The organism is Candidatus Nitrosopumilus sp. bin_68KS, from assembly GCF_054095825.1.
In genome coordinates this window covers 26651-46995 of record NZ_JBSWSP010000008.1, presented here as the reverse complement: position 1 = coordinate 46995, position 20345 = coordinate 26651, and the positions used below count along the sequence as shown (strand labels likewise).

Annotated in this window: 27 protein-coding genes and 3 tRNA genes; 17 read left to right on the top strand and 13 right to left on the bottom strand. The window is 33.7% G+C overall.

The features are described from left to right. Nucleotides 1-41: 41 nt before the first annotated feature. The 3 genes from ACW9W3_RS02370 to ACW9W3_RS02360 are packed head-to-tail and all read left to right on the top strand — an operon-like array spanning nucleotide 42 to nucleotide 1947. Complete coding sequence (locus ACW9W3_RS02370) at nucleotides 42-485, top strand: hypothetical protein (protein WP_457764563.1); 444 nt, start codon at nucleotides 42-44, stop codon at nucleotides 483-485. Then, nucleotides 485-724 carry a hypothetical protein gene (locus tag ACW9W3_RS02365; protein ID WP_457764562.1) on the top strand — a complete coding sequence of 80 codons (240 nt, stop codon included), beginning with the start codon at nucleotides 485-487 and terminating at the stop codon, nucleotides 722-724. Before ACW9W3_RS02370 ends, ACW9W3_RS02365 begins: the two co-directional genes overlap by 1 nt. After that, the gene (locus tag ACW9W3_RS02360) at nucleotides 721-1947 is read left to right on the top strand and encodes a DUF2130 domain-containing protein (RefSeq protein WP_457764561.1); all 1227 of its coding nucleotides are present in this window, start codon (nucleotides 721-723) and stop codon (nucleotides 1945-1947) included. Before ACW9W3_RS02365 ends, ACW9W3_RS02360 begins: the two co-directional genes overlap by 4 nt. Nucleotides 1948-2182: 235 nt before the next feature. Here ACW9W3_RS02360 and ACW9W3_RS02355 read toward each other — a convergent pair whose 3' ends face one another. Together ACW9W3_RS02355 and ACW9W3_RS02350 are read right to left on the bottom strand one after the other, a co-directional pair. Continuing rightward, on the bottom strand, nucleotides 2183-2647 hold the full coding sequence (locus tag ACW9W3_RS02355) for a nuclease-related domain-containing protein (RefSeq protein ID WP_457764560.1): 465 nt from the start codon (nucleotides 2645-2647) through the stop codon (nucleotides 2183-2185). Nucleotides 2648-2712: 65 nt separating this feature from the next. After that, nucleotides 2713-3864, bottom strand: coding sequence for a tyrosine-type recombinase/integrase (locus ACW9W3_RS02350; RefSeq protein ID WP_457764559.1), 1152 nt, complete (start codon nucleotides 3862-3864; stop codon nucleotides 2713-2715). 167 nt (nucleotides 3865-4031) lie between these two features. Between ACW9W3_RS02350 and ACW9W3_RS02345 the strand changes: the two genes are divergently transcribed. Further along, the gene (locus tag ACW9W3_RS02345; RefSeq protein ID WP_457764558.1) at nucleotides 4032-4625 is read left to right on the top strand and encodes a hypothetical protein; all 594 of its coding nucleotides are present in this window, start codon (nucleotides 4032-4034) and stop codon (nucleotides 4623-4625) included. Here ACW9W3_RS02345 and ACW9W3_RS02340 read toward each other — a convergent pair. Together ACW9W3_RS02340 and ACW9W3_RS02335 are read right to left on the bottom strand one after the other, a co-directional pair. Next, nucleotides 4589-5080, bottom strand: coding sequence for a hypothetical protein (locus ACW9W3_RS02340; RefSeq protein ID WP_457764557.1), 492 nt, complete (start codon nucleotides 5078-5080; stop codon nucleotides 4589-4591). The two genes, ACW9W3_RS02345 and ACW9W3_RS02340, sit on opposite strands and share 37 nt — an antisense overlap. Before the next feature lie 42 nt (nucleotides 5081-5122). After that, a tRNA-Arg gene (locus ACW9W3_RS02335) sits at nucleotides 5123-5197 on the bottom strand. A gap of 44 nt (nucleotides 5198-5241) precedes the next feature. On the opposite strand from ACW9W3_RS02335, the gene ACW9W3_RS02330 reads away from it, so the two are divergent. Next, the gene (locus ACW9W3_RS02330; protein ID WP_457764556.1) at nucleotides 5242-6417 is read left to right on the top strand and encodes an aminotransferase class I/II-fold pyridoxal phosphate-dependent enzyme; all 1176 of its coding nucleotides are present in this window, start codon (nucleotides 5242-5244) and stop codon (nucleotides 6415-6417) included. Here the strand turns inward: ACW9W3_RS02330 and ACW9W3_RS02325 are convergent. The 3 genes from ACW9W3_RS02325 to npdG are packed head-to-tail and all read right to left on the bottom strand — an operon-like array spanning nucleotide 6411 to nucleotide 7717. Then, the gene (locus ACW9W3_RS02325) at nucleotides 6411-6812 is read right to left on the bottom strand and encodes a pyridoxamine 5'-phosphate oxidase family protein (RefSeq protein WP_457764555.1); all 402 of its coding nucleotides are present in this window, start codon (nucleotides 6810-6812) and stop codon (nucleotides 6411-6413) included. The genes ACW9W3_RS02330 and ACW9W3_RS02325 overlap by 7 nt on opposite strands. Beyond that, the gene (locus tag ACW9W3_RS02320) at nucleotides 6796-7029 is read right to left on the bottom strand and encodes a hypothetical protein (protein WP_457764554.1); all 234 of its coding nucleotides are present in this window, start codon (nucleotides 7027-7029) and stop codon (nucleotides 6796-6798) included. The genes ACW9W3_RS02325 and ACW9W3_RS02320 overlap by 17 nt, the downstream gene beginning before the upstream one ends. 16 nt (nucleotides 7030-7045) lie before the next feature. After that, complete coding sequence (gene npdG / locus ACW9W3_RS02315) at nucleotides 7046-7717, bottom strand: NADPH-dependent F420 reductase (RefSeq protein WP_457764553.1); 672 nt, start codon at nucleotides 7715-7717, stop codon at nucleotides 7046-7048. Nucleotides 7718-7769: 52 nt separating this feature from the next. Here npdG and ACW9W3_RS02310 point away from each other — a divergent pair, with 52 nt between their 5' ends. Genes ACW9W3_RS02310 through ACW9W3_RS02285 form a run of 6 tightly spaced genes read left to right on the top strand, consistent with a single transcriptional unit; the run spans nucleotide 7770 to nucleotide 12135 of the window. Further along, complete coding sequence (locus ACW9W3_RS02310; RefSeq protein ID WP_457764552.1) at nucleotides 7770-8390, top strand: histidine phosphatase family protein; 621 nt, start codon at nucleotides 7770-7772, stop codon at nucleotides 8388-8390. 59 nt (nucleotides 8391-8449) lie between these two features. Continuing rightward, entirely contained in the window at nucleotides 8450-8710 is a 261-nt protein-coding gene (locus ACW9W3_RS02305) for a heme transporter CcmC (protein ID WP_457764551.1), read from the top strand. A gap of 2 nt (nucleotides 8711-8712) precedes the next feature. Beyond that, on the top strand, nucleotides 8713-9141 hold the full coding sequence (locus ACW9W3_RS02300) for a hypothetical protein (protein ID WP_457764550.1): 429 nt from the start codon (nucleotides 8713-8715) through the stop codon (nucleotides 9139-9141). Nucleotides 9142-9190: 49 nt separating this feature from the next. After that, on the top strand, nucleotides 9191-10717 hold the full coding sequence (locus ACW9W3_RS02295; protein WP_457764549.1) for a cytochrome c oxidase subunit I: 1527 nt from the start codon (nucleotides 9191-9193) through the stop codon (nucleotides 10715-10717). A 12-nt stretch (nucleotides 10718-10729) separates the two neighbouring features. After that, nucleotides 10730-11689, top strand: coding sequence for a plastocyanin/azurin family copper-binding protein (locus ACW9W3_RS02290; protein ID WP_457764548.1), 960 nt, complete (start codon nucleotides 10730-10732; stop codon nucleotides 11687-11689). Nucleotides 11690-11691: 2 nt separating this feature from the next. Then, on the top strand, nucleotides 11692-12135 hold the full coding sequence (locus ACW9W3_RS02285; protein WP_457764547.1) for a COX15/CtaA family protein: 444 nt from the start codon (nucleotides 11692-11694) through the stop codon (nucleotides 12133-12135). Here the strand turns inward: ACW9W3_RS02285 and ACW9W3_RS02280 are convergent. Next, nucleotides 12125-12646: a hypothetical protein gene (locus tag ACW9W3_RS02280; RefSeq protein ID WP_457764546.1), complete on the bottom strand. Its 522-nt coding sequence runs from the start codon at nucleotides 12644-12646 to the stop codon at nucleotides 12125-12127. The two genes, ACW9W3_RS02285 and ACW9W3_RS02280, sit on opposite strands and share 11 nt — an antisense overlap. A gap of 96 nt (nucleotides 12647-12742) precedes the next feature. Between ACW9W3_RS02280 and ACW9W3_RS02275 the strand changes: the two genes are divergently transcribed. Together ACW9W3_RS02275 and ACW9W3_RS02270 are read left to right on the top strand one after the other, a co-directional pair. After that, nucleotides 12743-13345, top strand: a complete 603-nt coding sequence (locus ACW9W3_RS02275; RefSeq protein ID WP_457764545.1) for an SRPBCC family protein — start codon at nucleotides 12743-12745, stop codon at nucleotides 13343-13345. A gap of 59 nt (nucleotides 13346-13404) precedes the next feature. Then, nucleotides 13405-13478: transfer RNA gene (locus tag ACW9W3_RS02270), tRNA-Lys, on the top strand. 68 nt (nucleotides 13479-13546) lie between these two features. Here ACW9W3_RS02270 and ACW9W3_RS02265 read toward each other — a convergent pair. After that, nucleotides 13547-13744: a hypothetical protein gene (locus ACW9W3_RS02265; protein WP_457764544.1), complete on the bottom strand. Its 198-nt coding sequence runs from the start codon at nucleotides 13742-13744 to the stop codon at nucleotides 13547-13549. 104 nt (nucleotides 13745-13848) lie between these two features. On the opposite strand from ACW9W3_RS02265, the gene ACW9W3_RS02260 reads away from it, so the two are divergent. Continuing rightward, nucleotides 13849-14214 carry a response regulator gene (locus tag ACW9W3_RS02260; RefSeq protein ID WP_457764543.1) on the top strand — a complete coding sequence of 122 codons (366 nt, stop codon included), beginning with the start codon at nucleotides 13849-13851 and terminating at the stop codon, nucleotides 14212-14214. A gap of 72 nt (nucleotides 14215-14286) precedes the next feature. On the opposite strand, the gene ACW9W3_RS02255 is transcribed toward ACW9W3_RS02260, so the two are convergent. After that, nucleotides 14287-14706, bottom strand: coding sequence for a response regulator (locus ACW9W3_RS02255; protein WP_457764542.1), 420 nt, complete (start codon nucleotides 14704-14706; stop codon nucleotides 14287-14289). A gap of 89 nt (nucleotides 14707-14795) precedes the next feature. Continuing rightward, a complete protein-coding gene (locus ACW9W3_RS02250) occupies nucleotides 14796-15179 on the bottom strand; it encodes a response regulator (protein ID WP_457764541.1) in 384 nt (127 codons plus the stop codon). A 281-nt stretch (nucleotides 15180-15460) separates the two neighbouring features. Here ACW9W3_RS02250 and ACW9W3_RS02245 point away from each other — a divergent pair, with 281 nt between their 5' ends. Both ACW9W3_RS02245 and ACW9W3_RS02240 read left to right on the top strand, forming a co-directional pair. Further along, nucleotides 15461-17851, top strand: coding sequence for a spermine/spermidine synthase domain-containing protein (locus ACW9W3_RS02245; protein ID WP_457764540.1), 2391 nt, complete (start codon nucleotides 15461-15463; stop codon nucleotides 17849-17851). 185 nt (nucleotides 17852-18036) lie between these two features. After that, nucleotides 18037-18792 carry a hypothetical protein gene (locus tag ACW9W3_RS02240; protein WP_457764539.1) on the top strand — a complete coding sequence of 252 codons (756 nt, stop codon included), beginning with the start codon at nucleotides 18037-18039 and terminating at the stop codon, nucleotides 18790-18792. Between the two features lie 39 nt (nucleotides 18793-18831). Here the strand turns inward: ACW9W3_RS02240 and ACW9W3_RS02235 are convergent, their stop codons facing one another. Both ACW9W3_RS02235 and ACW9W3_RS02230 read right to left on the bottom strand, forming a co-directional pair. Further along, entirely contained in the window at nucleotides 18832-19020 is a 189-nt protein-coding gene (locus ACW9W3_RS02235) for a hypothetical protein (RefSeq protein ID WP_457764538.1), read from the bottom strand. Between the two features lie 129 nt (nucleotides 19021-19149). Next, nucleotides 19150-19224: transfer RNA gene (locus ACW9W3_RS02230), tRNA-Val, on the bottom strand. Nucleotides 19225-19303: 79 nt separating this feature from the next. On the opposite strand from ACW9W3_RS02230, the gene ACW9W3_RS02225 reads away from it, so the two are divergent. Beyond that, nucleotides 19304-20317, top strand: a complete 1014-nt coding sequence (locus tag ACW9W3_RS02225) for a glycosyltransferase (protein WP_457764537.1) — start codon at nucleotides 19304-19306, stop codon at nucleotides 20315-20317. Nucleotides 20318-20345: the final 28 nt, after the last annotated feature.

Here is a 20345-nt window from a genome sequence, read left to right as displayed (position 1 = left end):
TACGAAAAAAACCTCAATGATTTAATTGTGATAATCATGGTATGAAAACACAAATTTCATACCAAATGGGTGACGGCCATATCGTCACAGGAGAAATTCCTGCATCATATGACAATCTTGTTTTCGAACTTATTGAAGAAAACATTGTCTGCAAAAAATCCAACATTCCAAATCACTATGATACTGTAATGTCAACAGTAGGCGACTCTTACAAGAGTCTAAACAAGTATGCCTATGGCAATACTTTGAAAGCAATCAATACGATTGTAAACTGTAAGAAAACACATGCTAGACGTACTGAATCATGTAAAGAAGCAATAGCATTCTTACACCAAGACATGCAACTTGCAACAAATTCAATTCAGAACATCTTGCGACTCTTTGGAGTAAAACTCTCAACAATGCAAATTTTGAGAGATTCAGAACAAGTATTGTCTGATAGAGAACCTGTGTGGGTTCATCGAGTAATTGGAGGATTGTTCTAATGCCTAGACAATCAAAAAGATTTGAGGGTGAAATATCCAAAATTGAATCTGAATACAATATTGCTAGAATGGAGGCAGAACTCGAATACCATAGAAAGATGTCTATGACATATGGTTCTATCTTGCTAATAGAACAAGACAGACTAACAAAAATCACTAGACGACAACGAAGAACTTCTCACATACAAAACAGTATTCGTGATGCAGTAAGAGATTCAACAGGAGATGAATCACAATGATTACAAATCTTAAAGAATCAAAATGTCCTTTATGCAGACAAGACTTGGCATCAGAAGAATATGATGCTGCATTAGTAGAACTACAAAACAAAGTTGAAGAAAGTTACAAACTACAACAAGAAACTTTTGAGAATCAACATAATTCAAAGTTAGAACAATTACATGCACAACATGAAGAATTGTTAGAGTCTCAAAAGAAATCACACGAAGCAGAAATTTCACGCCTAGAATCAGACATTTCTGATACCTACAAAAAACAACTTACATTCATGGAGAAAAACTATGAATCGATGACTAAACAAAGCCAAAAACAATTTGCAGACTTGCAAAAACAACTAGAATCAGGACACAAAAAAGACCTTGTAGAAAAAGAAAAGCAAATCAAATTGATCAAAAAGGAACAAGACACATTCCGAAAATCAGTGATTAATGCAACAAAGGCAGAGTTTGATTTGAAATCGGGATATCTTCATGAAGAACTTAGGGAACGTGAGATACAGATTTCCCGATTCAAAGATGAAGTTGATGGTTTGAAAAAACAACTAACTCAGAGTCAGGCAGAACTCAAAGGTGAAGCCGGAGAGCTAGACCTCTTTGTTACGCTGACTGATGCATTTCCTCAAGACAACTTTAGACGACAAAAGAGAGGAATATCAAGTGGTGATTTGATACAAAGAATCCGTTCAGGTTCTTCAGTATTAGATACGCCAATTGTATATGACAACAAAAACGCAAACACGATAACCAAAGCCGATGTCACAAAGGCCAAAAAATACCAAAAGATGCATGGAACATCCTATGTTTTGATAGTAGGAAACAATCTTCCAAAAACTAGTGTGCCAAATGGATTACTTGGAGAAAAGGATGGAATTATTCTTGTACATCCATCTATAGTAGTTGAGGTGTCAAAGAGAATCCGTGATGGAATGATTGAGATATCAAAGCTCTCGCTAGGAAAAGAAGACAGACAAGAAAAACAAGACAAACTATACTCATACATAATGAGTCAAGAGTTTGCATTAATTCTAAAGACCCTGTCTGATCTTAATGAGAAACTGTTCCATCTTCAATCAAAAGAAGAAAAAGATCACCAAACATTGTGGAAAAACAGAAAGAGTTTGCAAGAGGAACTACTCAAAGCATACAATGAACTCTCAAGTGGAATTGAGAGTATTACTTTGGATAGTATAGTGGAACTTGCACCAGATACAGGAGGAAAATAATGAACTGTCCGTTATGCTCAAGTAAATCTATGGCAGAGATTTTCTGGGGATATCTTGGCAATTTAGATGCAATTTAGGAGCAATTAGAAAAAAAAGAAATTGTTCTTGGAGGCTGTATTGTAAGTGACCATGATCCAAAATGGGAGTGCAACACGTGTCATCATCAATGGGGGAATAGAGATAATGATTGATGAAGACCTAAACGTATTTGGTTCGAGCCGATCTGACTCAGTAACTATGTTTCTATGAACTTTAGAAAATTATTCCTTGCAGATGATGCACTTTTTTTCAAATCTTCTTGCAATTCTTCATACTTGTCAGCATAAATTACCTTGTTTCCTTTTCTTCTCTCTGTAATGTGATCTAACCCTGCATGATTCTCAGGCGCATTTGTAACTCTATCAAAATATACTCGAACTGTTTTCTTTTTATTAACATTGCATTGTTTTCTAAGTTTTCTTAAATTATACCCGTCAGACCATTTTGAAAAAAAGAAATTCTTTTTCTGATTATCTAGTTCTTGTTTTGTACTTACCTCAATAATGAAAAGATAATCTTCATGCACAAATAATGAATCTATTTCTCCTATCTGATCCTTACCATCTTTGATGATTGGATTCGAAATGATCCAGTCAAATTCTAAATTTTTAAGAAATTCTATAATTTTTTCTTCTTGGATCTTTGTTTCTGGATTTGTCAAACCTATGTTATATTTTTCTAATATTCTAAAAAGGATCCTAATTTTCTATATTAAAAATAGCTTTTTCATTTAATCAATTCAATAAATTTTTCAAATGAAGGATCTTTTTGTTTAAGAAACTTTGCAAGCTTTACATATGTTTCCTCAATCTCTACTTGTTTCTCTCTAGTCTTCTCCAATTCCTCTTCTATTTTTCTAAAGTCTGACATTGTAAGTTGTGCCTCACATTTTAGATACATCTTGACCTGATCCTTTTCTGATAGTGAATAATATGTATCCAAATAACTATGATGTCCCATCAATGCATGCGCAAAGTTTGATCCTGCAATGTTGCTAACTGTAGTATAGAAAAATTTTCTCAGTGCATGATAGTGGATTAATCTCTTACCGTTACGCTTTCTCATGTTAAATTCAGGAATATTTTTGAGATAATTGTTAAGTGACTGCTCCAGAATGTCAACAGTTCCACGCTGTTCGTCTTTTTTTGGCATTATCTTTCTTTTTGCTAATGATGTCCTTCCAAAGATTTTCACATTTTGCAAATTAATATTAGGATCATTTTCTTTCCATGCAAAATAACGATTAAGATAATCCTTTAGTGCACTCGTAGCTTCTGCAGTGAGAAATGTTTCACGATCTTCTCGTGTCTTTGTTGTTTCAGCACGGATGAATATTTTTGTAGGATTACTACTAAAATCAATATCCGATAAAAGCAACTCTGCAATCTCACCTATTCGCATCCCACTGGCTATTGCAACATAGAAAACAGTTCTAAGCTTGAAAGGCAACACATTGAGAACTCTGACTATGAGATCTCTTGTGAGTGGCTCTTCTCTAATCTTGTGAATCTTTGGTAATCTAACTCGTTGCTTGCATTTTTCATTGTATATCTCAATACCGATATGTGTAAGATATCCCTTGACTCCTGAAAATAACTGCTTCACAGTTCTCGGATAAATTTCAGTCTTTGACAAAAATATTACATAATCGCTGAGAACTTTGTAGATGTCTATTCTGTTATTGCTTACCTCTTCCTGTAATTGCAATTCATCCATGCTGTAACTCTCGTCAAGGAATTTTCTAAAGCCATTCTTTCTTCCTTTGATTGCTGAATAGTAACTGCGAACAGATGCATGGCTGCTAGATGTGGAAAATACCGCATCAAGGAAATTCTGCAATACCTTGTCTGCCTCTTCATATCTGTCATTTTCTGCCATTAAGGTGTCTAGGTATGACTACTGATAAAAAACCCAAGTGGTTATCAGAGTGTTATACACAGGACTTAGTTAAATCATAAAATTACTCATAAAATTACTCATAATGTTGAATTTTTCTAATATTCTTACAATATTACAAATAACCCTCAATAGATTGAATAATCAAAATGAGACTAATTCAAAGATTATCTGATTCTAGACTTGCTAAATCTTCCACTCTAGTTTCACTAGTATCAATTCTCGCAGTAATTGGTCCTATTATTATAGTCTCAGCAGGGTTTTGGGATGCAATATCTCATCTTCAACAAGAACCAGAATTTTTCTGGAGTCCATCTCATATGGTAGTATACTTTGGGGTTTCAATGACTGCTTGTGCTGCAATAATGGGTTGCATGTTAATATTTAGAAAATCAGTTCATGGTTCTCTCAAAACTGGAATTAAACTGGTAATTTTTGGTTCGATATTACAAATTGTTTCAGGATTTGGAGATTCTTTATCTCATGATGTCTATGGAATTGATGGTCTTATCTCTTGGTCACACCAACCTCTTGAATTAGGACTAGTACTTGCATCATTAGGGGCAGTTTTAATATTAAAAAATAGAGAACACACCAAACTCAAAACATTTCTTCCTTTCTCAATTATTGCATTCTTGTTTTTTGCAACTTGGCTGATTTTTAATATAATTTTGTTATTTGGTCATACCATTCAATGTATTCAAATCTATGAAATATTTTCTTCAGGCTGCTCTATTCTGTAATTCTTTATTTTAAAATAACATGTTATCATCATTATCAAAGAACCAAAAAGAATCACCATTCCTGGTAAAAGCATTTTTTGAGAATTTGTATCACCAAATTCTGTTTCTAAATTAATTGAATTATTTGATATATTTGTAATTTTTAAAATATATTTGCCATCTTCATTAAAATCAAAATAACCCACTGACAGTTTTGTCTGAATTTTTTCTTCTTGAATAATGTTATTTTTAGTATCTAATATCTGGACAAATATTGCTTCTCCTGAAAATTCAGGCATGTACATTTTATAGTATCCAATACCATGACCTAAAAATTCTGATTTTGATTCAAAAGAATCTGATTCTTTTAATAAAATTGAATCATACATTTTTTCAGTTTCATAAAATACTTCTGCTACCCAAACCATTCCCACAATCACTAATACTAATGATATTACTAATAGTGATATTTTCATTTCATCATATTGACTATTCATTTACTTTATAAGATAATCTAAAGGGCTCGGAGGGCTTCGATCCCTCGACCTAGCGGTTCGAAGCCGCTCGCACTATCCAGACTGTGCAACGAGTCCAAACAAGTAAGAATTTAACAGGCCTAAATATCTGTCTAGATACTTTGAAAGTGTCAAAAAAAGTCATAGGTGTTGAATATGCAATTCGAGATATTGTAGTTGCCGCACGTAAAGTCCAACAAAAAGGAATGCAAGTTGACTATCTGAACATTGGTGACCCTGTACAATTTGGCTTTCAGCCACCTGACAATGTAAAACAAGCTTTGATTGATGCAATTAACAAGGGTGAAAATTATTACTCTACATCAGAAGGCCTCTTGGAATTAAGAGAAGAAATCGCTAAAAAAGAAAATGCAAAGGGTCTCTCAATTGGTGCTGATGAAATTCTAGTTACAAATGGAGTTTCAGAAGGACTAGATATGGTAATCTCTTCAATTGTAGAAGAAGGTGATGAGGTGTTATTACCTGGGCCATACTATCCACCATATGCCTCATATGTCAGACTTCATGGTGGAATCCCAATAGAATTTGCAGTTGACTTGGAAAACTCTACACCCGACATTGATGATATAAAATCCAAAATCACTGCAAAGACTGTAGCAATTTGTCTTATCAGTCCAAATAATCCAACTGGAGTTGTATTCAATGAAAAATCCCTCAAAGAACTAGTAAATATTGCAAATCAGAATAATCTCTATATCATTTGTGATGAAATTTATGATCAAATAATTTTTGATGATAAATTTGTAGGCATTGGTAAAGTTGCAGGGGATTCACCTGTAATTGTTCTCAATGGTTTCTCCAAAGTACATTTGATGTCAGGATGGAGAATTGGATACATTGCATTTAATCAATCATCTCAATTAGATGCATTACGAGAGCATCTGCCAAAACTAGCTAGAGTAAGAATTGCAACCAGTCTTCCAGTACAACATGCAGCTTTGGAATCTCTTCGTGGTCCTCAAAACTATATTAGTGAATTTGTTTCAGAAATCAAAAAACGCCGAGACTTGGTTGTAAAACGTCTTAATGAGATGCCTGGTCTTTCTTGTCCCAATCCAAAGGGTGCATTTTATGCATTTCCAAAAATTGAAGATGATAGATTTGGAACGGACAAAGAATTTGTAACCCAATTATTGGAAACTAAAGGCGTTCTTACAGTACATGGTTCTGGATTTGGAGAACAGTATGGTAGTGGGCATTTCAGATTGGTCTATCTTCCTAGTCTTGAAATTCTAGATTCTGCAATGAATAAAATCCAAGACTTTGTTAGTCAGTAACTCCAAACAGAAAACTTTTTTGGAATAATTTCTATGATACAGTCAGTATCATCTAGCAATTCTTTTGCAGATTTATTCTCTATTGTATCAAAATATCGCAAGAGAATTTTTTTTGCAATTGTTTTTACTTTAATTTTATCTAAAATTAGATTGGCTTCTCCTTGTCCCATTACTCCATAGATATCTGGTGATTTTACACCTACATCTACACAAAATGCAACGTGTTTGTTTTTTTTTGCATTTTTTACTTTTTCAGTTTTAGTGTTTGTCCCAATGTAGAATTTTTTTCTACTATACCTATACCAAACAGGAACAATATGTGGTGTTTTATTTTTTCCAATAGTTGATAATCGTAATATTTTTTGAGATTTTAGAAATTCATCTCTTTTGCTCATGTTTTCTAAATCCCAATACTATCATAAAAATCCCAAATCCTAGCATTGCCACGGAAACTTTCTCATTAGTAAATTCTCCATTTACCAAAAACTCTTCAACAAATTCTACTCCCCAAATCAATAATTGCTGAATTAGAACAATTCCGCCCATCACACAAAATAAAACTCCAATTGCAGAAAACCAATTTCTACCACGTCTATAGTATTCGTGACTCATGATAAATGAAATAGACTTAGATGATTTTGATACCTGGATTTTTTATCTTGTTTTTAATCATTGCATTAAGTAACAATGGTGTAGACATTTCTGCAAGATATGATAATTCAATTGGTCCCAAGTAAATTGATCTTAGACCTTTGATTTCATCAATCAAAGTATTAACTACTTGAACTGAATCATTGTCATCTCCGCAAACAAATATGTCATAATCTAGTTCTAATGTTGGATTTACTAATTTTTTCTCAGAAATTACATGAAATGCTGAAACCAATTTTGATTTATTTTTCATATGATCAAGTACAAGTTTGTATGAGAATGGTTTATTTTCTTTTATTGAAATGCATTCAAATCCAACATCCGTCTTTGTCATTGGAACAATTGGAGATACAACAACGCAACTGTCTTTGACTTCAGATAAAATTCCAGAACACACAGAATCAATATTTTCATAAGGTATTGATAAAATCAAAACATCACTTTCTTTTGCAACTGAAACATTATCATTTCCAGAAATTGTTCCTTTAATTTCACCAAATGCTTCTTTTGCAAGATTTGTATATTCAACTGCTGATTCTGATGCTCTTGCAGCATCTCTAGAGCCAATTATGACATCGTGATTTTGTGACCATCTTAAAGCGAAACCTTTGCCCATTCCGCCTGTTCCACCAATAATCCCAACTTTCATGATAAATCATCTGATAATCTTATTATTATCTTTATTTGAATTTCCGATCAAGTTGGGGCATATTATTTTCCTAAGACACGGTCAGGCAAAAAATAACACTGAGCGAATTTTAGCAGGTAGAACAGAAGGAGTCCCACTAACTGATGTTGGAATAAAGCAAGCAGAACATACTGCTGAATTACTTGAACACATGAATGTCTCTGCAATCTATTCAAGTCCAATTCAGCGGGCAAAACATACTGCAGAAATTGTTGGAAAACATAATTCACTTGATGTAACAATTGATGATCGTTTAATTGAACTTGATATGGGAAAATTTACTGGTGTTCCATATGATGAAATTTTTACTAGTCATGGAAATGTCTTTATGAAATTTTACAACGGGGAATTAGAAATTGCACATAATGGAGTTGAAACATTCTCAGAAGTTAAAAAACGCGTTTTGGGAATAGTTGATCATGTCATTGAAAAACATCCTGATGAAAATGTAGTTCTTGTTACACACATGGATCCAATCAAAGCAATGCTGTCTACCATAGTCGATTTATCTCCTACCAATCTATTTGAACTAATTATAGAAAATGCATCTCTGAATCTCTTTCGTGAAAAAGATCGAAAGTTCTCTCTTTCCGGACTTAATGTAATGCACCCATCTCGTTTCGATCTGTGTTAACATCTAATAATCTTGAAAACCCTTAAATAGAAATTATTGGCCACGTCATTCAATCGCTAATGAAGAAATTGGTCGGATTATTCTTAGTATTGGCAGTTATAGTAGTTATTCCAGCTATAGAGTCAGCATTTGCTGCTGGTGATGAACCTGGAGAATATCTTGATCGTAGAGTAATAATTTGGAATTTATTCTTTAGAATGATGACCGTTGCATTTACCGTTGGAGCAGTAGTTGCAGGAACTATGATTTGGCAAGTCTGGAGATTTAGAGAATCTCATCCAAAAGCAAAACCAACTCCATATGAGGGGACTGACTGGTAGAAATGGGTGGACATTCTAACTGGCCTGAATGGATTTACGTCGGTATCGTTATTGCGTTAATGACTTGGGTCGGAGCTGAAGCTTGGGAAGCTGAAAGACTAGTAGAACATGTTCCAGCTGATGCTGAGACTATCATAGTTACAGGTCAACAATGGTTCTGGACTTTTGAGCATGAAGATGGTACAAAAGAAATTGGTGAACTTCATGTTGAAGCTGGTAAAGCATACAAATTTGAAGTAGTGTCAAAAGATGTGATACATTCTTTTAATATTCATGATTATGTTGTTTTGATGGATGCAGTTCCTGGTAGAGTTAACACTGTTTGGTTTGCACCAGATGCACCTGGAGTTCATGACATTCAATGCAGAGAATATTGTGGATTAATTCACTATAACATGAGAGGAACATTATATGTGGAGGATCCAGCTTGACAACGCTTTTATCACAACTCTCAATTGTCGCAAGTGAGGAGATTAACTAATGGTTCTAGAATTACAAAAGCCACGTCCAATTTGGCAAATAATGTTTTCAACACATCATACTGATGTTGGTCTACTTTACCTAATCACTTCACTTGGATTCTTGTTCTTGGGTGGTTCCTTAGCCCTTGCAATTAGAGCCGAATTATTTTTGCCAGGTGCACAAATAATTACTGATTCCATGACGTTTAACAGAATCTTTACAGTTCACGGAACAACTTTGATTTTCTTGTTTATTCTTCCATTTGCATCTGCAGTTGGAAACTATTACGTTCCAATTATGGTCCGATACAAAGACATGGCATATCCAAAACTAAACGCAATTGCATTTTGGATGATTCCACCAGCAGGTGCATTAATCTGGTTAGGCTTTGCAGACTTTACATGGTATGCCACTCCGCCATATTCTATAATTAGTGCCCCTGGACCTGCAGCAGACATGTGGATCTTTGGCCTCAAAATTCTGGGTATCTCTTCAGTACTTGGTGCAATTAATTTCATAGTTACAATTCTTAAATGTAAACATCCAGACATGTCAATTGGACAAGTTCCACTATTGGCTTGGTCTTATCTATCATCATCTTTAATTATACTTGTTGCAATTCCAACATTTGCAGCTGCACTTCTAATGCTTCTTACTGACAGACTTGGTGTTAGTGGATTCTTCAATCCTGCAATGGGAGGGGATCCAATAGCCTATGCTCATCTGTTCTGGTTTACATTCCATCCTGAAGTGTATGTACTTGTAATTCCAGCAATTGGTATGATGTATGAGATTATTCCAAGATTTTCAAGAAAACCAATTTACAGCTACAACTCTGGAATCTTTGCCTTTGTTTTGTTATCCATTGTAGGTTTTTCATCATGGGCACATCACATGTTTGCAACCGGAATGTCATTCACTGAAAAAACAGTCTTTATGGTAGGAACTCTTGCAGCAGTTCCAGCATCTGCAATGCACGTCTTTAACTTTATTGCAACAATGTGGAATGGTCGAATCAAATTCTTGACACCAATGATGTGGTCAGTCGGTGGAATTGCATTATTCTTTGGAGCAGGAGCAGGCGGTGTAGTTAACAGTGCAATGCCTTTGGACTTTTCAACACACGATACATACTGGGTAGTTGGACACTTCCATCTCTTTGTGATGGGTACTATTGCATTTGGTTCAATTGGGTTCCTCTACTACATGTTCCCATATGTAACTGGTAGAATGTATAATGAAACAATGGGTAAGATACACTTTGTAATGTCATTTATAGGAACAATTTTGGTATTCTTTACACAACATATACTTGGACTATATGGAATGCCACGAAGAATTTTCGATTATCCTCCAATCCCAGAATGGATTGCTATGAACCAGATTGCAACAGTTGGTGCCATGATTATTGGTGTCAGTATGGCAATTTTCTTGGCAAACATGATTTACAGTTCTGGAAAAGGAAAACTTGCAAACACCGAAGACCCATTTGGCGTAGGCGGCAAGTATTACTATCCATTTGAGGCAAAGAACCCATCACATTAGGAGATAAATGAAATGAGTCACGATAACCAACAAACAATTTACAGAACAACACCAGCTAGAACTGGAAAAATGATGGCAATTATGCTAGGCATTTGTATTGTTGGTGGAGTCATATTCTTTTCAATGTGGGATTATTGGATTTCAACACCTCCTCCAGTGGTAGGTATGATGAGTGAAACAACTGAACATGATGTTAAAGCTGCTTTTTCAGGAGTTCATATTCAATCCTCTTTATCTTTTATAGAGTCCTCTGATTTTAAGACTTTAGCATTTAATGCATTGCCAGGAGAGCCTGATCATAATCCAACAATTAACATGAATGTAGGTGATGAAATTAATTTCTCTATAGTTAATGATGGAAAATCATTCCATGCTTTTGGTGTTACAAAATCTACTGAAGGATTTTCAGGAATTATCGCTAGTTCAGCAATTGCTTCCGCATCAAACCCTCTAAAGCCTGGAGAGAGCGGCGAGTCTACATTTATTGCTGGTGAAGAAGGAACTTACTATTACATTTGTACTGTTCCAGGTCATAGAGAACAAGGAATGGTTGGAGAAATAATTGTTGGACCATCAAAAGATAGTGTCTCACAAGCAGCTGCACCAACAGGTGTATCTCATGACTTTAGTTTGGACTTTGTAGAATCTAGTGATTTCAGAACTTTGGCATTTAATGCATTACCTGGTGAAGATGGACATAACCCAGAGATTCGTGTAAAATCTGGTGATGAAGTAACTGTTACTGCAAATAATTTGGGTAAATCATTTCATGCATTTGGAGTAGTGACCAATCCTGAAGACTTTAACAGCATAGTGATGGATTCAGCAATTGCAGCAGCATCAAATCCATTAAAACCTGGTGAAGGTGGCAGTGTTACATTTACTGCCGGTGTACCAGGAACTTACTATTACATTTGTACTGTACCAGGACATGCATTACAAGGTATGCAAGGTAGCTTTATCGTAGAATAATTTTGGCAATTCAATATCTAGCATTAGCTACAATGATAGTTTTGTATTCGTTGATGTTTATTGGTGGATATATTTCAGCAGCAGGACTAGGATTAACTTGTCCTGAATGGCCATTGTGTCCTAACGGAGTGATGCCTTCAGAAGAATATCTTATTGAATGGATTCATAGAACTACTGCTGCCACCACTGGAGTATTGGTGATTTCAACTATGGTTGCAAGTCTGATTAACAAGAATGCTGATATAAAAATAAAAATTACAAGTTCACTTGCCACTGCTTTAGTAATTACACAAATCACTCTTGGAGCACTAGTCATTGATACTAAACTTCATGCAGTCCTAGTTGCAATTCATTTGGGAATAGGAATTTGGTTGTTTGCTATGGTTTTGCTGACTGTGATATTTGCATTTAGAATTTCTAAAATACCACTAAAATCTACAGTTTAGATTTTTTGAACATTTTTGGCAAATAGATGTAGATCATCATACCTGTAAAAACTAGAGCACCTACAATTATTGCACTAAAGAAAATTATTCCAAATGGGCTTTGAGTTCCCATGTTAAACGTATACGTAATAATTCCATCTTTTCCGCCCATATCATACAAATCAATCTTTACAATATGATTTCCTTGTTGTCTCCAAACATAATCAAAATCCCAATGAGCACCTTCAATTGACTTTGGTGGTATTGCATCTACTTGTTGATCATTAAAATACACTCTAATCCCCATAGTGAATCTCTCTACCTCATTAAAGTCCCCATCAGTGACTCGAACTAAAAATTGCGAAGGCTCATTAATTTGTGGAAATTCTGGCGCTGTGGCTACCTGCACTCGATACCCTGCCTCAAATTTCTCTGAAGAATTAAACATAGAATGAGCATATGCTTCATTAAATATTGGGGAAGATGAAAATATCAAAATCAAGATCAAAAAAACTGATCGCTTTTTAGTCATTCAAATATTATATCATCTAGATGAATATATTGTAAATCAATTATTATACGAAAATCTTCAAAACCTTTAAATCCTTATTGGCAAGAATCTCAATCGTTGACCCTCGTTACAAAATCAATCGATATTAAAACACCTGTGGACAATGTTTTTACCTATTTTGCAAGACCAGAACATGTTTCTGATCAAATAAAAAATGACACAGTAGGTATGACTGTAGTTCCTATGGATATCAAAGAAGGAATGGGTGTTGGTACAACCTTTAGAATTATCGGTGACTTTAGCGGAAAACGTCTAGAGTGGGATTGTGAGACAACTGAATTCATTAGAAATGAGAAAATTTCAGCAGTACAAATTGAAGGTCCATTTAAGAAATGGCAAATCACAAATGAATTCAAAGCATTAGGAAATAATCTCACTAGAGTAACCATGTCAGTAGATTATGAAATGCCATTTGGTCCATTAGGAGCAATCTTGGATAAAGCAAAATTTGCAAAATCGGCTGAAAAAGGAATGGAAACTGCTCTTTACAACGTTAGAGGTTTACTAGAAGGAAATGGTTCAATTCCAGTTTACATTACACTAGATGCATACCAAAAACTTCTTGCCGAAAAGAAAAAGATGAACGATGTTCCAGTTTCAACTGCACTTACAGCAATTATTGAAAAGTACAATGAAATTGAAGCAAAAACCCAAAACTAAATTTTAATTTATTTTAAAATCTTAAGATTAATAACAACTCTGGGCATATCAATTTTGGTGGGTCTATGGCGCAGCCAGGTAGCGCACCGGACTCTTAATCCGGTTGTCAAGGGTCCGAATCCCTTTAGACCCGCTCTCAATTCTAACGATGATTTAATTGAAAAATAATCTTATACTTTATTGATTAAAAATACTGAAATACTAATTGTAAATTTTGTGTTTTAATTTTAACTCTTTGAGTAAATGCTCTATTTTTTGTGCAGATTTGTCTATGCGATTTAGATAAGCCTTGATTCCATCATCCATCACTCCATCGTATTGAAGTTTGATTAATTCCAATGAATTCTGAATAATCATTAAAGGATCTGCGCACTTTTCAATATCTATTCCATCATCCATTTCTAATACTCTCACTGTTTATCTGATACTTATGTTGTATGTCAAAAGTGTGTCTTAAAAAATACATACTCATACCTATAAGAAATTTTTAGGCCTCAAATATTATGAATGGCTCAGTTGTACTAGTGGATGATAATGATGATCTACTTGAATCCCTCAGTGAATTTCTTCAGATGAAAGGATTCAACATTCTAGGATGCGGTCACAATGGATTAGAAGCAGTTCAATTGTATGAAGAGTATCGACCAGATGTGGTTCTATTAGATCTTTCAATGCCTAATTATGATGGAATTTATGGTCTAGAAAATATCAAAAAAATTAACCCTAATGCCAAAGTCATAATTTTAACCGGACACTATAATGAAAAAAATAGAGAAAAAATCAGACCATTTAACGTATCCAAAATCATGGAAAAACCTTGCTCATTATCACAATTAGATCTTATTTTAAAATCTCTTAGCATGATATAATTTGGATTAATTTTTTTGAGAATAATTCATACGTCAAATTTACCAATAAACAATAAAATTCTGTTTCATGCTTTATTGACAAGACAAAGAGTATCTCTTAGATCTAAGTGATGCTTTTATTAATTTATGGTGAAGCATACTTTTGAATGCTTTAACGTCTATGTCCCTATTTGATGATGGAGGCAATAGTGCATCAACAGCACCTAATGATATTGCATCATTAACAATCTTGGAATTTTCTGTTGCATAATTACTGAGTATAATTGTGGGGTACATTTGAGTATCATTTAATTTTTCAAGAAATGTTATCCCATCCATTTTTGGCATTTCAAGATCTAAAATTATTACATCTGGTTTTTTAAACTGAATATTATCTAATGCCTGTTCTCCATCAAAATATGATCCAATTATTTCACATTCTGAAAATGATTTTATCATATCTTCAATAAAGAGACGCATTGCTCTTGAATCATTAATTATCATAACTTTCATTTTACAATAAACTGATATTATTTTCAAAGATTAGATAATCTTGTGTGATCATTTCTAACACACTGGCATTCTCAAATTATTTGGGAAATTTATTCTTTTGATAGACTCTCAATTGTTTTTTTAATTTCTAGGCGATCAAATGGTTTTCTTATGTATTGAGAAATTCCAATTTTTTCAGCTTCATCTCTAGTATTTTTTTTATCAGATGATGAAACCATCACAATCTTTGCATTTGGATCAATTGACTTTATTTGTTTTGCAGCCTCAATTCCATCCATTTCAGGCATATCGATATCCATAGTGACCAAATCTGGCCTTTTATCCTTGTAAGTTATTAGAGCTTCATTACCATTATTTGCTTGATATATCTCGCCTACTCCAGATGTATTTGAAAAAATTTTTGAAAGCAATGTTCTCATAAATGATGAATCATCTACTATCAATACTTTGTAATTCCTATTGGTTATAGTCATAGTATGATATGATCATCATACCATTATACTATATTAGATTTAGCTGATATTTCAAGAATTATCATGTTAAATTTTTTAAAAAATGACTATAATTTTTAGAATAAGTGGGCCCACGGGGACTCATCTACCATTCTGGGGATAAAAACGGACGCAGATAGGCATAAAATTAAATTCTCTTTTTAATTTGCCACGCAACTATTGTTGGTGCAGCAATACACATTCCAACATTTAGAATAATCAATTTAAAAGAATAATAAAAGTAATAATTTACGAAAATTTAGTTGGCTTTTCTAGGTATAGTTCCATCATCTGTTAATCGTCGAATATTATTTTCTGGTATATTTCTTGCATCCTTATCGAGTATAGTTCTAGAAATTGCAATTACAAGAATATTTTCTGCTGCAATTTGGTATCATTTTGCATTTGTTGCAGTTTCTGTAGCTTTGGTTGGTTTAGGTTCTTCAGGACTTTTAGTGCATTATAGACTAAATAAGATCAAAGAAAACTGGGCAGGAGATCTTACTATTGGATCTTCTATGGGCATTGTAGTTATTCTTCCACTGATACTTTATGTGATGCATTCTCTTGCCTCCCAAGTTGTTTATCTACCACTTTACATGTTACTTTTTGCAATTCCATTCTTTTTTGTAGGAATTATAATTTCTGCCGCGTTTAGTGCCTTTGCAAATGTTGCAGGACGATTATATGCTGCAGATTTGATAGGTGCTTCTTTAGGTGCTATCTTAGTGGTTTTTCTTTTACAAAAGATGGGCGGTGAAGGGACTACACTTGTTGTTGGTTTACTAGCTGCAATTTGCGTAACTATATTCTCTATAGCATCTAAAAATAAAAAGAAGATCTTTTTATCAATTGCATTTATTGTATTTGCATCATCATTAATCTACATTAATGATGTCACTCAAATTTTTTCTATTCCTACTGATCCAACTGCACAAAAAGATATGCCTATATTTCTAAGAGAGAATCCAGGTTCACATATTGTTAAAACAGAATGGAATTCTTTTTCTAGAATTGATGTTGTTGAAGGAATTTCTGGAGATTGTATTTCTGATTTTGTTGCTACTGATCAAAACCCTTCACAATGTGCAGGTGAGGGTTTGGTTGCAAAAATTTTCATTGATGGAGGTGCAGGAACCAACATAATTTCTTGGGATGGAGATGTAAACTCTAGAAAGGAATTATCCTCTTGGATGCAATATCTTCCTTTCACAGCAAAAGAAAATCCCAAAGTATTGATAATTGGTTCTGGAGGTGGACGAGATGTTGTTGCGTCACTTGTTAGTGGAAGTCAAGATGTTACCACAGTAGAAATAAACCCCATAATTTTTGATACTGTCAAAAGCTATGGTGATAAAGCAGGTAATCTGTATACGCATCCATTTGTTAGTGCATATGTAGATGAAGGACGAAGTTTTGTTTCACGTTCAGATGAAAAGTTTGATATTATTTACATTCCATTTGTTGATACTTGGGCATCTGTATCATCTGGCGGTTTAGGCGTATCTGAAAACTTTCTTTACACAATTGAAGGGTTTCAAGAATATTATGATCATTTAGAAGAAGATGGTAAGATAATTACAGTTAGATGGCTAATTGATTCACCGAGATTTGTAACTACATTTGCTGAACTATTACAACAAAATGGTTTTGCAGTTACAGATCTAGAAAAGCATCTGATAATTGTGAGTTCTGATTCTGTTGAGATAGATCCTAGTGTAACAATGACAATTTTTTCAAAATCTCCATTTACAAGTGACGAAACTCAATACATGTATGATTCAATCATTGAAAATGGATACAAGCCAATTCTTGTGCCTAATTTAGTCACATTAGAACCATATCCAGCCTATTTGAATGGCGAAATTACAAATGAAGAGTTCTATTTACTATTTTCAACAAAAGTTCATCCTGTAACTGATGACAGTCCCTTCTTTTTATCATTTGAGAAACCCATTCCCACAATTGTTATGTCTTTAGTTTACGTGAGTTTGATTATTGTTTTGGCATTTATTTTGGGGCCCTTAATTTGGTTAAGAAAACAACATACTGAAAAAACAGATTTGAAAACTTGGAGTGTAGTTTTGTATTTTTCTTCATTAGGATTAGGGTTCATTCTAATTGAACTTGCATTATTACAGAAATTTATTCTACTTTTGGGTAACCCTACAACTACTTTTGCGATATTGCTTTTTACTATTCTTATAGCAAGTGGAGTTGGCAGTCAAATTAGTACTCGTTTAATTCAACACAATACTAGAAACCTGTTATTCATCATAGCAGGAGTACTTGTGATAGGCGTTTCATATGTAATAGTATTGCCTGAAATCATCTATTCTGTAATAGCAGAAGAATTTGAAATTAAAGTAATGATTAGTATTGGTATTCTTTTCCCAATTGGATTATTGATGGGCATGCCATTACCTACAGTAATGAGATTGTTAAAGTCTCATGAACCAACACATGTTCCTTGGATGTGGGCAATAAATGGTTCATTTTCAGTACTTGGTGCAGTTTTATCAGTTGCAATAGGTATTCTGTATGGTTCTTCATATGCAATGATTTTAGGAATATCTATTTACTTTGTGGCATTATGCGTTGTTTTTATGTGGAAAAGACAATCAATAGAATTTACAAAATCACTTTCTGAATAATAAAGAATCTTTATTATTTTAAAATCTCTTTCTAATTCCAACAATTCTTTCAACTTCCTTATCTGAATCACTCTTCGTTTTTGAATTCACAGGGACTCAGCTACCATTTTGGGGATAAATTGAGACGCAGATAGGTGTGAAAATGCTTATCTGAATTGAATTCATGAAATTCTGTTATGGGTTTGTTGGATAGATTTAGTCGTACGTTTGACAAGCATGGATATGACCTAGATGGTTATGACAAAAATGGCTATGACAAAAAAGGATACAACAAAGATGGGTACGATAAGGATGGATACAGCAAAGATGGGTACGATAAGGATGGATACAACAAAAAAGGGTTTAACAAAAAAGGTTATGACAAAAAAGGTTATGACAAAAAAGGATACAAAGACGGGTATGATAAAGATGGATTCGATTTCAAGGGTTACAATAAAGACGGGTTTAACAAAAAAGGATATGATAAAAAAGGATACAACAAAGACGGGTATGATAATCGGGGTTTTTCTATGGATGGAATTAACATCTATACAAAAATTGCTTTTGATAAAGATGGGTTTAACAAAAAAGGATACAACAAAAATGGGTTTAACAAAAAAGGATACGACAAAAAAGGATACGACAAAAAAGGATACGACAAAAATGGGTTTAACAAAAACGGGTTTAACAAAGACGGTTATGGCCTAGACGGTTATAACAAAAAAGGATACAACAAAGACGGGTATGACAAAGACGGGTATGATGAAAATGGATATGATAGTAACGGGTATGATGAAAATGGATACGATGAAAATGGGTATGACAAAGACGGGTATGATGAAAATGGATATGATAATAACGGGTATGATGGCCTAGGATATGATCACCTAGGTTACGACAAAGAAGGATACAACCAAGAAGGATACAACAAATTCAATAAAAAGAAAAATGAAGTACAGTGATTAAAACAAATTTTTGTTAAATTTGAATTACCTAAAAATTTAGATATTCAAGCCAGTGTTTACTGATGCTGTTTTATTTTTGAACGGACATGATTTTCCTTCATGATCTCCATCTTCGCCATCAGGAATAATATCTGAGGTTTGTGCATAGACCGAATTCATTGGAAGTGCTATTGCGAATATTGCAGCTAATGCAAGTATTGAAAACATTGCAACTTTTGAATCCATGTACACAATAGAATGTTTTAACATTTAAAGATACTACCAGTTTGGAATAGGATTCATTTTACTTGATTCTACTTCACGTGGATTCAGCCACAAAATCATCTCAGAAAATATTACTTTATGAAATTCATATGGGCCCACGGGGATTTGAACCCCGGATCTTCGCCGTGTAAGGGCGACGTCATAACCGACCTGGACTATGAGCCCAGAAACCTACCTTGTTAAAATCCATTTAAACTTTGAGACATGGGAGAATCTAGAAATTTGATAAAAAAATAAGAATTTTATGAATGATTGTGATTTTTTTTCTAGTCCTATTGGATTAGGCCATGTAACTCGAGATATTGCAATTGTAAATAATTTCAAAAGCATCTCAACAAATTTTGTTACAGGTAGTGGTGCTGCCAAAATTCTAAAAAATTTACATTTTAAAGTTCAAGATGTATATCATCCACCATCATTTATTGTTGAGAATGGAACTTTGAAAAGTCCAGCAAAATGGCTTTGGAATTATTATAATTATTACAAAGAATGTAAAAATATCTCAGAGAAGATTTTACAAAATGATAATCCAAATATGGTAATCAGTGATGAAGACTTTGCGTCATTGAATGTTGCACAAACAATGAAAATTCCAACAGTGTTGATTACTGATATCTTAGAGACTCATTTCACAAAAGGGTTAGTGTCACTAATTGAGAAAAAAATGAACAAATCAATGAAAGAAATTAGTAAAAAATGTGATCTTGTGATTCTTCCTGAACATGGTGATAATACTGATAACATAAAAAGAGTAGGTCCAATTGTTAGATCTACAAATTTTTCAAGATCTGAACTACGAAAAAAATTCTCATTTGAAGGAAGAACTATTGTTGTATCTATTGGTGGAACCGATGCAGGATTATTTTTAATTGAAAAAGCTATAAAATCTCTTTCAAAAATAAATCAAGACATCAAAGTTTTTCTGGTATCTGGTCCTGCAGTCACTAAAAAATTTGAAAATGTCACAAATTTAGGTTTTGTTGATAATTTACACGAATTAATTTTTGCAGCTGATTTGCTCATTTCACTAGCTGGAAAATCTACAATAGATGAGGCAAATGCATATGGAACACCGGCAATTTTCATTCCAATTAAAGGTCATTTTGAACAAGAAGATAATGCTCGAGAACAAGGATTTTCTTTTGATGATATCAATAGACTGGAAATGCTAATTTTAGAAAAACTTGAAGAAAAGAGAAATTCAGTAAATACTGATGGTGCAAAAGTTGCTTCAGATATTATTGAAAAATTAATCTAGCAATCAAATGCTTAATAGAAGGCCAATG

Coding starts and splice junctions, on each gene's coding strand:
- npdG (WP_457764553.1), bottom strand. CDS start 7,717: ATGAAAGTTGGGATTATTGGTGGAACAGGCGGAATGGGCAAAGGTTTC.
- ACW9W3_RS02300 (WP_457764550.1), top strand. CDS start 8,713: ATGGGTGGACATTCTAACTGGCCTGAATGGATTTACGTCGGTATCGTT.
- ACW9W3_RS02265 (WP_457764544.1), bottom strand. CDS start 13,744: ATGGATGATGGAATAGATATTGAAAAGTGCGCAGATCCTTTAATGATT.
- ACW9W3_RS02370 (WP_457764563.1), top strand. CDS start 42: ATGAAAACACAAATTTCATACCAAATGGGTGACGGCCATATCGTCACA.
- ACW9W3_RS02345 (WP_457764558.1), top strand. CDS start 4,032: ATGAGACTAATTCAAAGATTATCTGATTCTAGACTTGCTAAATCTTCC.
- ACW9W3_RS02305 (WP_457764551.1), top strand. CDS start 8,450: ATGAAGAAATTGGTCGGATTATTCTTAGTATTGGCAGTTATAGTAGTT.
- ACW9W3_RS02360 (WP_457764561.1), top strand. CDS start 721: ATGATTACAAATCTTAAAGAATCAAAATGTCCTTTATGCAGACAAGAC.
- ACW9W3_RS02235 (WP_457764538.1), bottom strand. CDS start 19,020: ATGGATTCAAAAGTTGCAATGTTTTCAATACTTGCATTAGCTGCAATA.
- ACW9W3_RS02295 (WP_457764549.1), top strand. CDS start 9,191: ATGGTTCTAGAATTACAAAAGCCACGTCCAATTTGGCAAATAATGTTT.
- ACW9W3_RS02350 (WP_457764559.1), bottom strand. CDS start 3,864: ATGGCAGAAAATGACAGATATGAAGAGGCAGACAAGGTATTGCAGAAT.
- ACW9W3_RS02340 (WP_457764557.1), bottom strand. CDS start 5,080: ATGAAAATATCACTATTAGTAATATCATTAGTATTAGTGATTGTGGGA.
- ACW9W3_RS02255 (WP_457764542.1), bottom strand. CDS start 14,706: ATGAAAGTTATGATAATTAATGATTCAAGAGCAATGCGTCTCTTTATT.
- ACW9W3_RS02250 (WP_457764541.1), bottom strand. CDS start 15,179: ATGACTATAACCAATAGGAATTACAAAGTATTGATAGTAGATGATTCA.
- ACW9W3_RS02320 (WP_457764554.1), bottom strand. CDS start 7,029: ATGAGTCACGAATACTATAGACGTGGTAGAAATTGGTTTTCTGCAATT.
- ACW9W3_RS02290 (WP_457764548.1), top strand. CDS start 10,730: ATGAGTCACGATAACCAACAAACAATTTACAGAACAACACCAGCTAGA.
- ACW9W3_RS02225 (WP_457764537.1), top strand. CDS start 19,304: ATGAATGATTGTGATTTTTTTTCTAGTCCTATTGGATTAGGCCATGTA.
- ACW9W3_RS02260 (WP_457764543.1), top strand. CDS start 13,849: ATGAATGGCTCAGTTGTACTAGTGGATGATAATGATGATCTACTTGAA.
- ACW9W3_RS02325 (WP_457764555.1), bottom strand. CDS start 6,812: ATGAGCAAAAGAGATGAATTTCTAAAATCTCAAAAAATATTACGATTA.
- ACW9W3_RS02280 (WP_457764546.1), bottom strand. CDS start 12,646: ATGACTAAAAAGCGATCAGTTTTTTTGATCTTGATTTTGATATTTTCA.
- ACW9W3_RS02365 (WP_457764562.1), top strand. CDS start 485: ATGCCTAGACAATCAAAAAGATTTGAGGGTGAAATATCCAAAATTGAA.